At 68.1% G+C, this 12,375-nt stretch carries 13 protein-coding genes and 2 tRNA genes; 12 read left to right on the forward strand and 3 right to left on the reverse strand.

The features are described from left to right. Window positions 1-389 precede the first annotated feature (389 nt). A complete protein-coding gene (locus tag PKH97_RS07540; RefSeq protein WP_324386793.1) occupies window positions 390-929 on the forward strand; it encodes a Uma2 family endonuclease in 540 nt (179 codons plus the stop codon). 52 nt (window positions 930-981) lie between these two features. On the opposite strand, the gene PKH97_RS07545 is transcribed toward PKH97_RS07540, so the two are convergent. Together PKH97_RS07545 and PKH97_RS07550 are read right to left on the reverse strand one after the other, a co-directional pair. Continuing rightward, the gene (locus tag PKH97_RS07545; protein ID WP_324386794.1) at window positions 982-2,010 is read right to left on the reverse strand and encodes a LacI family DNA-binding transcriptional regulator; all 1,029 of its coding nucleotides are present in this window, start codon (window positions 2,008-2,010) and stop codon (window positions 982-984) included. Between the two features lie 303 nt (window positions 2,011-2,313). Beyond that, on the reverse strand, window positions 2,314-2,469 hold the full coding sequence (locus PKH97_RS07550; RefSeq protein ID WP_324386795.1) for a hypothetical protein: 156 nt from the start codon (window positions 2,467-2,469) through the stop codon (window positions 2,314-2,316). Between PKH97_RS07550 and PKH97_RS07555 the strand changes: the two genes are divergently transcribed. The 11 genes from PKH97_RS07555 (at window position 2,453) to PKH97_RS07605 (ending at window position 11,129) form a co-directional block, all read left to right on the forward strand. After that, window positions 2,453-3,616 (forward strand): extracellular solute-binding protein, encoded by a 1,164-nt coding sequence (locus tag PKH97_RS07555; RefSeq protein ID WP_324386796.1) that lies wholly within the window; start codon window positions 2,453-2,455, stop codon window positions 3,614-3,616. The two genes, PKH97_RS07550 and PKH97_RS07555, sit on opposite strands and share 17 nt — an antisense overlap. A gap of 36 nt (window positions 3,617-3,652) precedes the next feature. Then, window positions 3,653-4,600: a sugar ABC transporter permease gene (locus PKH97_RS07560; RefSeq protein ID WP_324386797.1), complete on the forward strand. Its 948-nt coding sequence runs from the start codon at window positions 3,653-3,655 to the stop codon at window positions 4,598-4,600. Window position 4,601: 1 nt separating this feature from the next. Further along, window positions 4,602-5,438 (forward strand): carbohydrate ABC transporter permease, encoded by an 837-nt coding sequence (locus PKH97_RS07565; RefSeq protein WP_324386798.1) that lies wholly within the window; start codon window positions 4,602-4,604, stop codon window positions 5,436-5,438. Next, entirely contained in the window at window positions 5,435-6,808 is a 1,374-nt protein-coding gene (locus PKH97_RS07570) for a GH1 family beta-glucosidase (RefSeq protein ID WP_324386799.1), read from the forward strand. Before PKH97_RS07565 ends, PKH97_RS07570 begins: the two co-directional genes overlap by 4 nt. 74 nt (window positions 6,809-6,882) lie before the next feature. Then, window positions 6,883-8,229 carry an aspartate aminotransferase family protein gene (locus tag PKH97_RS07575; protein ID WP_324386800.1) on the forward strand — a complete coding sequence of 449 codons (1,347 nt, stop codon included), beginning with the start codon at window positions 6,883-6,885 and terminating at the stop codon, window positions 8,227-8,229. 381 nt (window positions 8,230-8,610) lie between these two features. Continuing rightward, window positions 8,611-8,683, forward strand: a tRNA-Thr gene (locus tag PKH97_RS07580). A 32-nt stretch (window positions 8,684-8,715) separates the two neighbouring features. Next, a tRNA-Met gene (locus PKH97_RS07585) sits at window positions 8,716-8,792 on the forward strand. Window positions 8,793-8,913: 121 nt separating this feature from the next. Beyond that, window positions 8,914-9,084 carry a 50S ribosomal protein L33 gene (gene rpmG / locus PKH97_RS07590; RefSeq protein ID WP_324386801.1) on the forward strand — a complete coding sequence of 57 codons (171 nt, stop codon included), beginning with the start codon at window positions 8,914-8,916 and terminating at the stop codon, window positions 9,082-9,084. Between the two features lie 88 nt (window positions 9,085-9,172). Continuing rightward, complete coding sequence (locus PKH97_RS07595) at window positions 9,173-9,616, forward strand: MaoC family dehydratase N-terminal domain-containing protein (RefSeq protein WP_324386802.1); 444 nt, start codon at window positions 9,173-9,175, stop codon at window positions 9,614-9,616. Between the two features lie 3 nt (window positions 9,617-9,619). Then, window positions 9,620-10,039: a MaoC/PaaZ C-terminal domain-containing protein gene (locus PKH97_RS07600; RefSeq protein ID WP_324386803.1), complete on the forward strand. Its 420-nt coding sequence runs from the start codon at window positions 9,620-9,622 to the stop codon at window positions 10,037-10,039. A gap of 4 nt (window positions 10,040-10,043) precedes the next feature. Continuing rightward, the gene (locus tag PKH97_RS07605; protein WP_324386804.1) at window positions 10,044-11,129 is read left to right on the forward strand and encodes a UDP-N-acetylmuramate dehydrogenase; all 1,086 of its coding nucleotides are present in this window, start codon (window positions 10,044-10,046) and stop codon (window positions 11,127-11,129) included. Between the two features lie 140 nt (window positions 11,130-11,269). On the opposite strand, the gene PKH97_RS07610 is transcribed toward PKH97_RS07605, so the two are convergent. Further along, complete coding sequence (locus PKH97_RS07610) at window positions 11,270-12,331, reverse strand: adenosine deaminase (protein WP_324386805.1); 1,062 nt, start codon at window positions 12,329-12,331, stop codon at window positions 11,270-11,272. Between the last annotated feature and the right edge of the window lie 44 nt (window positions 12,332-12,375).

Here is a 12,375-nt window from a genome sequence, read left to right on the forward strand (position 1 = left end):
GCCCAGGACCGCACCGACTGCTCGAAGATGCCGAGGTCGTAGCCGGACGTCAGCAACAGGTGATGGCGGCGCAAGGAGACGGCGGCGTAACCGGCGAACAGGATGGCGGCGATCACGCCCGAATCGAGATGCCTTGAGGCCCGTGCGGCGGCGATCGGCGCGGGGCCGCGGACGGAGGGTCGGCGAGGGAGCCAGCACCGTGCTCATGTCGATGAGCAGCGGCGGCGGATGCTGACCCCTCACTGACTCGCCCTGACAATCCGGTCAGGCGCGGAGGCATTCGCGTCCAGGACTCGGACTTGTCCACAGCGGCTGATAAGAGCGGCTGCCAGGGTGCCACGTCCGGGCAACGCTGGCCGTCATGGCGGGGAGGGGGCACCATGGAGAGCATGACGATCGTCTTCGATCAGCACGAGTGGACGCTCGATGAGCGCGACGGGCTGCCGGACGACGGCGCGCGCCACGAACTCGTGGACGGAGCGCTGGTCATGACGCCCGCCCCAAGTGGTCGCCACCAATGGGTATCTAGCTCTCTTCTGCAGGCCCTGATCCTGGCTGCCCCGGCAGACCTCAAGGTCCTGCACGCGCCTACTGATGTCCACCTGGACGACCGTTCTGTGCTTCAACCCGATGTGCTCGTCGTGCATCGCGACCGTATCGGCGAGAGGGGCGTGTCCGGTCCGCCGCTGCTGGCGATCGAGATCCTTTCTCCCAGCACGCGGTTGGTGGACCGCAACATGAAGTTGCCGCGCTTCGAACGTGCCGGGTGTCCGAGCTTTTGGCTGGTCGACCCGGACGAGCCGAGCCTGACGGCATACGACCTGGTCGATGGTCGCTACGAGCAAGTGGCTCACGTCGTGGGCGATCAGTCGTGGACCGCCACCCACCCGTATGCCGTGACCCTCACCCCCGCTGCGCTCCTCGCGTGAGGGCGGCCACTCCCTGCACCCGAGTCCGCAGTTCACCCAAACCTCCTGCCTGTCAGGATGATTCGCGGATCACCAATTCGACCGGCAACTCGATTTCGGTGTCCTCGACTCCGCCGTCAAGTCGCGCGAGGAGTACATCGATCATCCGTTGGGCCTGATGGGCGGCTGGCTGCCGCACGGTGGTCAGCGGCGGGCTCGTGTGTGAGGCCAAGTCGATGTCGTCGAAGCCGACGACCGCCAAATCCTCCGGCACCCGTCGCCCGGCAGCGCGTATCGCGTGCAGCGCACCCATGGCCATCACATCGCTGCCAGCCACGATACCGTCGAGATCGGGTGCGGACCGCAACAACTGCGCCGCGGCTGCCTGACCCGACTGTGCAGTCCAATCACCTTCTACGACAAGGGAATCCGAGAGTCCTGCCGCTTGCATCGCGAGTAGGAAGCCGGCCTTGCGATCCGATCCGCTGCGGGCATCTAGCGCCCCGGCGATGCACCCGATGCGCGTGCGTCCCCGGCTGATCAGGTGTTCGGTCGCCAGCCGGGCGCCACCGACATTGTCGACGTCGACGCTGGACACCCCGACCACCGGGACCCGTAACCGTCCGCCGGTCACGACCGGCAGCCCGGCTGCGGCCAGCACCCCCGGGAGGGCATCGTCATCGTGGACCGAGATGAGCAGCACGGCGTCGACGTGGGCGCGGGCATAGCTGGCGACGGCCGCGTCGTCGCGATCCTTGGGCGCCATCATGACCACGAACTGCAGGCCAGGCCCGACAAGCGCATTGCTCAACCCGACAACCATGCTCGACAGATAGGGGTCGACCGCGCCGAAGGCAGCTGGCTCGCGCATGATCAGGGCCACCGAATCGGGGGTCCGTCCGGCGAGTGCCCGGGCCGCGCGGTTGGGCACGAATCCCAATTCGCCCACCGCACGCTCCACGGCCGCACGCAGGTGCTCGGCCACCCGGTCATCGCCGTTGACCACGCGCGAGACGGTTGCCCTCGAGACGCCGGCGCGGTGGGCCACGGTCTCCAGGGTCGGCGCCGAGCCGGCGCGCCGCCCGGCCGGTTGCGTCACCATGCGGCCCCGCCCTTCATCACCCGGCGTCGGTGCGGCCACCTCCCGGCGGGTGTGGTCTCGGGCTGCGCGGCAGGATACCGGGGACCGGTCCGGCGGCCGGCCGGGGCACGGAGAATTCGGCCCCGGGCCCGTCGCCGAAATGTGATCCCGACTTTCTCGGCGCAATCTCTTGACAAGGCAAAGCTCACGAGTGAGAGTCTGAGAGAGCGCTCTCCCATAGTCAAGAAGAAGTTTCTGCCACCGCAGAGAGCGCTCTCACAACCACCTGGGTCAGGGAGGACTCACCACCATGCTTGATCGTCGTCACGCGATCGCCGCCAGCGCGATTGCCACTGCAAGTTTGCTGTTGAGCGGGTGTGGTGGAAGCAGTTCCACCACGTCGACCACGTCAGCGGCAGGCACCACCACGAGCGCCGCCGCTTCGACCGGAAGCACCGAGAAGATGACGTTGACGATCAACGTCTTCGGCGACTCCTTCCCCAAGAGCGTGTATGACGCGTACACCGCTGCGCACCCCAACATCACCATCAAGGAGAACCGGGCCGACTACGGGGCCCACCACAACAATCTGCAGGCGCACTTGGCGGCAGGGTCCGGCACCGCCGACATCGAAGTCATCGAGATCGGCCAGATTGCCGGCTATCTCGGCCAGGGCGAGAAGTTCGTCAACTTCAACGACCAGGGCGTCGACCCGGCCCAATGGTCGCCGGCCAAGATCAAGCAGGCCACCGCGACCGACGGCAGCCTCGTCGGTCTCGGCACCGACATCGGCGGTTTGGCCATCTGTTATCGCGCCGATCTCTTCAAGGCCGCCGGCCTGCCTACCGATCGTGAAGAGGTCGGCAAGCTCTGGCCGACGTGGGAGGACTACGTCAAGGTCGGCAGCGACTTCATCTCCAAGACGCCGGATAAGAAGGTCAAGTGGTATGACGGCGCCGGTCACGTGATGACGGGCATCCTCGCCCAGGAGAAGAACACCTTCTACGACGACCAGGGCGAGGTGATCGCCGGCACCAACCCGGTCGTCAAGCAGGCCTGGGATCTGTCGGTGACGTCCATCCAGGCCAAGCAGTCCGCGGCCCTGGCCGAGTTCAGCCCCGAATGGAACACCGGCTTCCAGCAGGGCCAATTCGCGACGATCACCTGCCCGGCGTGGATGACGGCCTACATCCGCAACAACGCGCCGGAGACCAAGGGCAAGTGGGATATCGCCACCGTGCCCGGGGGGTCGGGCAACTGGGGTGGCTCCTTCCTGACCGTTCCGAAGGCCGGCAAGCACACTGCCGAGGCCGTCGACCTCGCCAAATACCTCACCACCCCGGACACCGCGGTCAAGGTCTTCAAGGAGTTCGGCAACTACCCCTCGCCGGTCAAGACCTGGGACCTGCCGGAGGTCGAGGACGCCAAGGACGCCTTCTTCAGTGACGCTCCCGTCGGGGTCATCTTCCCCAAGTCCTTCGCCAACCTGCCCGAGCAGGCCGCCGGTCCGCAGAGCGGTGTCATCGGTGTCGCGCTGAACACCGCGCTCAACCAGGTCGAGCAGGGCGAGGACCCGACCACGGCCTGGGAAAAGGCACTGAAGGACATCGAAGCCGCGGCCGGCTGAGGCCGCGACTGCCCAAGCGTCAGGAGTCGCACAACCGTGAACGACCTCGCCGCGGGGCACCCCGGGCGCCGGACCACGACCGGCGCCCGGGGACGGCTCGACGCCCGGGCCATGCCCTATGTCCTCATCTCGCCCTACTTCTTCCTCTTCGCCGTTTTCGGCGCCTTCCCGCTGCTCTACACGGTCTATGTCTCGCTCACCGCGTGGAATCCGCGCAAACCGGGCAGTAAAGAGAAGTTCATCGGTGCCGAGAACTACACCAAACTCCTGCACGACGAGAACTTCTGGCATGCCCTGAAGAACACCTTCGGCATCGGCTTGGTCTCGACCGTTCCGCAACTTTTGCTCGCGCTCTTCATCGCCCACCTGCTCAACTACCGCCTGAAAGGCCGACTCGCCCTGCGGATGGGCGTGCTACTGCCCTATGTCACGTCGGTGACCGCCGTCGCGCTGATCTTCGGTCAGTTCTTCGCGCGCGACTTCGGCCCGGTCAACTACGTCCTCGGGCTGGTCGGCGTCGACTCGATTGACTGGCGGGCCTCGACGTGGGCGTCCTGGCTGGCGATCTCCGCGATGGTCATGTGGCGCTGGACCGGATACAACGCGCTGATCTATCTCGCTGCGCTGCAATCGGTTTCGTACGATCTCTATGAGTCGGCGCAGGTCGACGGCGCGAGTAAGTGGCAGCAGTTCTGGCACATCACCGTGCCGAGCCTGCGACCCACCATCATCTTCACCGTCATCGTCTCGACAATCGGCGCGCTCCAACTCTTCGGTGAGCCACTGCTCTTCGACAGCACCCGCGCCGCCAATGGCGGCTCAGGGCGGCAGTTCCAGACGGTCGTGCTCTATCTCTATCAACAGTTCTGGTTCAACGGCCGGTATGGCTATGCGTCCGCTATCGCGCTCGGCCTTCTGGTCGTCATAGGCATCGTCGTGATCGTCAATCTCCTTCTCGTGCGCCGGATCTCCGGAGAGGACTGACATGGCCAAGCGCCGCCGCGCCGGTGACGCCTCCTGGCTCACCTATGCCCTGCTCATCGGGCTGGTCCTCATCTCGGCCTTCCCGCTCTACTGGTCGCTCGTCATCGCCTCCCGCGACACCTCGCAGATCGGCCGATACCCGCCACCTCTGACTCCTGGCGATCAGCTCTGGGTGCACGTCAAGGACGCCTTCCGGGAAGGCAACTTCGCTCTCGCCCTGCTGAATTCGACGATCGTCTCGTCGGTCGTGACGCTCGCCGTCGTCTTCACCTCCGCCATGGCCGGCTTTGCCTTCGCCAAGCTGCGCTTCCGTGGCAGCGGTGCGCTGTTGGCCTTCGTGGTGGCGACGATGCTGATCCCCACGCAGTTGGGCGTCATCCCGCTCTACATCATGGTCACCCAGTGGTTCCACTGGGCAAACAGCCTCAAGGCGGTCATCGCGCCCGGACTGGTCTCCGCCTTCGGCGTCTTCTTCATGACGCAATACCTCCGGCAGGCACTCCCGATGGAACTCATCGACGCGGCGCGCGTGGACGGCGCGAGCACCTTCCGGACGTATCGCTCCATCGTGCTCCCCATCGCCCGGCCGGCCACCGCGGTCCTCGGCCTGCTGACCTTCGTCGCCAGTTGGAACGACTTCTTCTGGCCCCTGGTCGTGCTCAATGCCGAGAACCCGACGGTTCAGGTCGCGATCTCCTCGCTCTCCTCGGGCATCGAGGTCGACTACGCCTTGACCCTCACCGGCGCCGTCGTCGGCACCTTCCCCATCCTGCTCGTCTTCGTCCTCTTCGGGCGTCAGATCATCGGAGGCATCATGCACGGCGCGGTGAAGGGATGACCGAGTCTCTGACCTTTCCCAGCGGATTCCGTTGGGGCACAGCAACAGCCGCCTATCAGATCGAGGGTGCTGTCGCCGCTGACGGACGAACACCGTCGATCTGGGACACCTTTTGCCGGCAGCCCGGAGCGATCGTCAACGGCGACACCGGAGATGTCGCCTGCGACCACTACCGGCGCTGGCGGGAGGACCTCGCCATCGTCGCCGATCTCGGCCTGACCGACTACCGCTTCTCGGTGTCCTGGCCACGCATCGAACCCGTGCCCGGGCGGATCAACTCGGCGGGGCTGGACTTCTACGACCGGCTCGTAGACACCATCTGCGAACTCGGCATCCGCCCGGTGCTCACGCTCTATCACTGGGACCTGCCCCAGTGGCTGCAGGACGATGGCGGCTGGCGCGAGCGTTCCACGGCCAAGCTCTTCGCCTGGTATGCCGCGATCCTCGCCGAGCGGCTCGGCGACCGCGTCGCAACCTGGACCACGCTCAACGAGCCGTGGTGTTCGGCCTTCCTCGGTCACGGATCAGGCGTGCATGCGCCCGGCCTGCGCGACCCTGCGCTAGCGCTCCGCGTCGCCCACAACCTCCTGCTCGGCCACGGCACCGCCGTTTCCGGCCTCCGCGCGATCCTGCCCCGGACGGCCGAGGTGTCGTTGACGCTCAACCTCCATCAGGTGTGCGCGGCGAGTGACCGCCCGGATGATCTCGATGCCGCCCGGCGCATCGACGGCGTCGCCAACCGCATTTTCCTCGATCCGGTCCTCGGCCAGGGATATCCAGAGGACGTCCGCCGAGATGTCTTCGAGCACACCGACTTCGGCTTCGTGCGCCCGGGCGATCTCGATCTGATCGCTGCCAAGATCGACAGCATCGGCGTCAACTTCTACAGTCCCAGCCTGGTGGCCGCGGACCCCGAGTCGCCGGAAATCGCCGCATATCCAGGCTCCCAGGGCGTCAGCTTCGTCGACCCGGGATTTCCGGTGACGGCGATGGACTGGCCTGTGGACGCGAGCGCACTGACCGACCTGCTCCTGCGCGTTTCGACGGATGCGCCCGGGCTGCCGATCCTGGTCACCGAGAACGGCGCGGCCTTTGATGACCACCTCGACGCGGATGGCCGCGTGCGGGACGAGGAGCGAACGGCGTACCTGCACGATCACCTCGCCGCTGTGCACGACGCGATCGCCCGGGGCGCGGACGTCCGCGGCTACTTCGCCTGGTCGCTGCTGGACAACTTCGAGTGGGCCTATGGCTACGACAAGCGTTTCGGCATCGTGCGCGTCGACTACGACACGCAAGAGCGCACGGTCAAAGACAGTGCCCGGGCGTATGCCGCGTGGGCCGCCGCGAACGCCCTCCTGCCCCGCTGAGGGCAACATCTTCGAGCGCTGCATGGCGGCGCAGGCGGTCCACACGTGGCGGCGACGGGCATACCATCGCGAGCATGGTCGATGTCGCCGCGAACCCGTCCCTGCTGCCCACGCTAACGCCCGAGGAGGTGCGGCGGCTAGATCGTCGGCATGTCTTCCACTCCTGGTCGGCGCAGGCCAAGATCGACCCGGTGCCGGTGGTCGCCGCCGAAGGCGCCCGGATCACCACGGACGACGGCCGGACCTATGTCGACTTCACGAGTCAACTTGTCAATGTCAACATCGGCTACCAGCATCCGCGGCTGGTCGCCGCCATCCAGGAGCAGGCCGCCCGGATGACCACGGTCTCGCCGGCGATGGCCAATGACATGCGATCGGCGGCCGCCGCTGCCATCGCGGAGCTCGCCCCAGGCGATCTCAACATGGTCTTCTTCACCAATGGCGGCGCCGAAGCGACGGAGAACGCGGTCCGGATGGCGCGACTGCATACGGGCCGGCAGAAGGTGCTCGCCGCCTACCGCAGTTATCACGGTGCGACCGCCGGCGCGATCAGCCTGACCGGTGAGCCCCGCCGGTGGGGCTCCGAACCCGCGGTGCCTGGGGTGGTCCACTATTTCGGCCCCTACCTCTACCGCTCCAACTTCCACGCGACGACCGAGCAGGAGGAGTGCGAACGAGCCCTGCAGCACCTGCGCGACATCATCGCCGCCGAAGGTCCGCACAATATTGCCGCGCTGATCTCCGAGACCGTCGTGGGCACCAACGGCATCCTCGTGCCCCCGGACGGCTATCTCGCCGGTGTGCGCGCGATCTGCGACGAATTCGGGATCGTGATGATCGCCGATGAGGTGATGGCCGGCTTCGGGCGCGCGGGGGAGTGGTTCGCGATCGACCACTGGGGCGTCACCCCCGACCTGATCTGCTTCGCCAAGGGGGTCAACTCCGGCTATGTCCCGCTCGGCGGGGTCATCATCAGCGATCGGATCGCCGCGTCCTTCCAGGACGAGCCGTATCCCGGCGGCCTGACCTACAGCGGCCACCCGCTCGCCTGTGCCTCCGCTGTCGCGTCGATCGAGATCTTCAAGGACGAGGGCATCATCGAGCGCGCCCGCGACCTCGGTGAGCGCGTCATCGGCCCGCGCCTGCGGGGTCTGATGGAGAAGCACCCGAGCGTGGGCGAGGTACGCGGCCTCGGTGTCTTCTGGGCCGTCGAGCTGGTCAGCGACCGGGCCACGCGGGCGCCCCTTGCGTCGATGGCCGAGGTCACCGCCTCGTGCAAGGCGGCCGGGATGTGGCCCTTCGTCGCGGGCAATCGCCTCCACATCGTCCCGCCGCTGGTCATCACCGAGGAGGAGTTGGACGACGGCCTCCGCGCGCTCGACACGGCCCTCGACGTCGCCGACGCGGCCTGCTTGGTTTGACGTCTGCTTTGCGGGTGACAGCTCGGGGCCGGCGATCCCTTGACATCCGCTCGGGCAACTGCTCATCCGCTACGACCGCAATGGCAACCCCTACCCCGGTTGACCTGGATAATCTCCGCGTCGAGTCAACAGCGTGGCCGCAATGCGGGGTTGACCCCACTCCTGCCCTGTCGTCGACTCCATCCACTCAGGCCCACGCCCGCAGGGGCTTCCCCGGTGACGCAACGACCCCCCGCCCTGGCGCCGACTTGGCTGGCCATAGCCCCCGACGCGGCCCTGGGCGTGTCTCGGCGCGGCATATGTAGGCTGGAGCGATCGCAATTTCACCCGCAGCGCCCCCACCGTGTAATCTCTCCGAGCGCCCTTCCACGCGGAGGGCAGGCCTCCTTAGCTCAGTCGGCAGAGCGTTTCCATGGTAAGGAAAAGGTCGTCGGTTCGATTCCGACAGGGGGCTCAGGTTCGCCGCTTCGCGGCGCGCGGGCCCACGGCGGGGTAGCTCAGCTGGTTAGAGCGCACGACTCATAATCGTGAGGTCGCGGGATCGAGCCCCGCTCCCGCTACCACTGGCGATTTCGTGGGAACACGAGCGCTCGGTATCCTGTTAAGTCGTTGTCCCAGCCGCGTGCGGTCCGCCCGTGCGCGCCCGAGGTCCGATCCACCGTCCATTCAGAAGTAGGTTGCCCCGTGGCCAAGAAGTCCACCGAAATCCGCCCCAAGATCACCTTGGCGTGCACGGAGTGCAAGGAGCGCAACTACATCACGGAGAAGAACCGCCGCAACAGCCCCGACCGGCTCGAGCTTGCCAAGTTCTGCCCGCGTTGCCGCAAGCACACCCCGCACCGCGAGACCCGCTGACGCCTCGTCACGCGTCGACTCGACGCGCCCTGGACCCACCGCTGGTCCGGGGCGCGTCGGCGTCTCGGCCGTCGATAGGGTGGCCGGTATGCCGGTCAACGAGAGCTTCGTCGGGCGCACCTTCGCCCCAGTCGGCCCGTATGCCGTGGATGCCGCGATGATCGCGGCCTTCGCTGCCGCGGTGGGTGCGACCGACCCCGTCCACACCGATGCCGCCGCGGCCCGCGCCGCGGGCTATCGCGATGTCATCGCGCCCCCCACGATGGCGGTGCGCTTCGACCAACTGGCTTCGCGGGCATACGTCCAGGATCCGGAGGCGGGCATCGACTATTCGCGGGTTGTGCACGGTGAGCAGAGCTTCGTCCACCACCGGCCGATCACGGCCGGCGACGAGATCACGGCGCAGACGACCGTCGACAGCATCCGCTCGGCGGGTGGGCACGCGATGATCAGCGTCCGCACCGAGATCACCGCCGGCGAGCAGCCGGTGACCACGACGACCTCGACGATCGTCGTGCGGGGAGGGGAGTAGGTCATGGCCCGTCAGTTCTCCGAGGTCGCCGTCGGCGACGTGCTCGGCCCCGTCACCGTCCCGGTGACCCGCGAGACCCTCTTGGCGTATGCCGCGGCCTCCCTCGATCAGAACCCCATCCACCAGGACGAGGACTTCGCCACGAGCGTCGGCCTGCCCGATGTCATCGCCCACGGCATGTGGACGATGGGCGCCACCGGCACCGTCGCCGCCGACTGGGCCGGTGACGCCGGACGAGTGCTGCGCTATGGCACCCGATTCACCTCGATGGTCGTCGTGCCCCGCGAGGGCGCCGCGCTCGAGGTGTCGGGCGTGGTGAAGTCCCTCGACGCGGCCACGAAGCAAGCCACGGTTGAGCTGACAACGACGGCCTCGGGCGCCAAGGTGCTCGGCCGCTGCCTGGCGACCGTCCAACTCGACTGACGCTGTGCGCGAGGAGTTCGACGCGGCCCTCGCGCCGCATACGACCATGCGGGTCGGTGGACCCGCCGCCCGGCTGGTCACTGTCGCGACCATTGATGAGTTGGTCGACGTGGTCCGCGAGGTCGACGACGCCGGCGAGCCGCTGCTGGTCATGGGCGGCGGCTCCAACCTGGTGATCGCCGACGCCGGCTTCCCCGGCACCGTCGTGCGCGTCGCGACCAGCGGTGTGACCCGGGAGTCGCAGGACGCCTGTGGCGGGGCGTTTGTGCGGGTCGCCGCCGGCGAGCCCTGGGACGATGTCGTCGCCCTGGCTGTCGCCGAGGGCTGGTCGGGGATAGAGGCGCTCTCCGGCATACCGGGCAGCACCGGCGCGACCCCGGTGCAGAACGTCGGGGCCTACGGGCAGGAGGTCGCCCAGACGATCGCCCAGGTCCGCACCTGGGATCGAGAGACGCAGACCGTGCGCACCTTCGCTGCCGCCGACTGCGCCTTCACCTACCGGCACAGTCTGTTCAAGGCAAGCAGTCGGTATGTCGTGCTCGACGTCGCCTTCCAACTCACCCTCGCCGACCTGTCCGCCCCGATTGCGTATGCCGACCTGGCCGCGGGTCTCGACGTGCCCCTGGGCACCCGGGTGCCGCTCGCCGACGCCCGCGAGGCGGTGCTCGCCCAGCGCCGGCGCCGCGGGATGGTGCTCGATGCCGAGGACCACGACACGTGGAGCTGCGGATCTTTCTTCACCAACCCGATCCTCGGGGCACGAGCGTTCGAACGGCTCGTGGCCCGGGTGCACGAGCGGCTCGGAGCCGACGTGGAGCCACCGCGCTATCCCGGCGGCGACGGGATCAAGACCAGCGCCGCGTGGCTGATCGAGCGCGCCGGCTTCGGCAAGGGCTTCGGCGGCGCCCGCGAGGCTGGGCTGTCCGGTTTGGCGGCCCTGTCGACCAAGCACACCCTCGCCGTCACCAACCGGGGCGCGGCGTCGGTAGCCGACATTCTCGCGCTGGCACGCACCGTCCGCGACGGCGTTCAGGATGCCTTCGGCGTGGCCCTCGTCAACGAACCGGTCTTCGTCGGCCACGACCTCTGACCGTCGAGAGGCCGGTTCGGGGTTGCGAGAGGTCGGTACGGCCGCTCGACAACCCCGTCCCGGCCCTTCGACGAGGCTGAACCGGCCCTTCGACGTGGCTGAACCGGCCTTTCGACGGGGCTGAACCGGCCACCGCTGCACTAGGCGGGAGGGGCGGCGAGCCAGGCGTCGATATCGGCCATTGCTGCGTTCCGGATCTCGGCGGGGGCGCGGGAGGCAAGCAGGGAGTCGCGGGCCAGGTCGGCCAGCTGGGCATCGCCGAAGCCGAGGCGATCGCGCGCGAAGACGTACTGATCGACCAGCCGCGAACCGAAGAGCAGCGGGTCGTCGGCGCCCAACGCTACCCGGACGCCCGCGTCGACCAGCGTCCGCAAGGGCACCTCGTCGATCTCGTCGAACACGCCGAGCGCGACATTCGACCCCGGGCAGACCTCAAGGGCCACGCCCTCGCCGGCCAGCCGGTCCACCAGGCGCGGATCCTCCACCGAGCGCACGCCGTGCCCGAGGCGGTCCGGACCCAGCGCATCCAGCGTCTCCTCGACCGCCGCCGGCCCGAGCAATTCACCGGCGTGCGGCATGAGCGCCAGGCCCGCCTTGCGCGCGATGTCGAAGGCCACGCCGAACTCCCTGGTGTCGCCGCGCCGCTCGTCATTGCTCAGCCCGAAACCGACGACGGCCCCGGGCCCGTCGCCGGCATACCGCGCCGCCAACCGGGCCAGCGTCCGCGCATCGAGCGGGTGCCGGATCCGTGATGCCGCGACCATCACGCCGACGGGCGCCCCACCCGCCCGCGAGACCGCGGCCGCCTCGTCAAGCACGCTCTCCAGGGCCGGCGTCAGGCCTCCGACGAAGGGGGCGTAGGACGTGGGGTCCACCTGGATCTCCAGCCATCGGGACCCCTCGACCGCATCGTCGAGTGCGGCCTCCCGCACCAGGCGCCGCATGTCGGCCTCCGAACGCACACACGCGCGGGCGGCGTCATAGAGCCGCTGAAAGCGGAACCATCCGCGTTCGTCGCGCACGCTGGCCAGCCGCGGCGGCCAGTGCTCGACGAGCGCGTCCGGCAGGTGCAGATCGTGTGCCCGCGCCAGCTCGATCAGCGTGCCCAGCCGCAGCGAGCCGGTGAAGTGCAGGTGCAGGTGCGCCTTGGGCAGCGTGGCCAGATCGCGTCGACCAGGTGCACCGGCCGTTTGCCTCGCGATCGTCCTCGCGCCCGTCCCGGCCGCGCCCGTCCCGGCCGCGCCCG

This window comes from Nostocoides sp. (assembly GCF_035343835.1).
In the GTDB taxonomy this organism is placed as follows: Bacteria; Actinomycetota; Actinomycetes; order Actinomycetales; family Dermatophilaceae; genus Nostocoides_A; species Nostocoides_A vanveenii.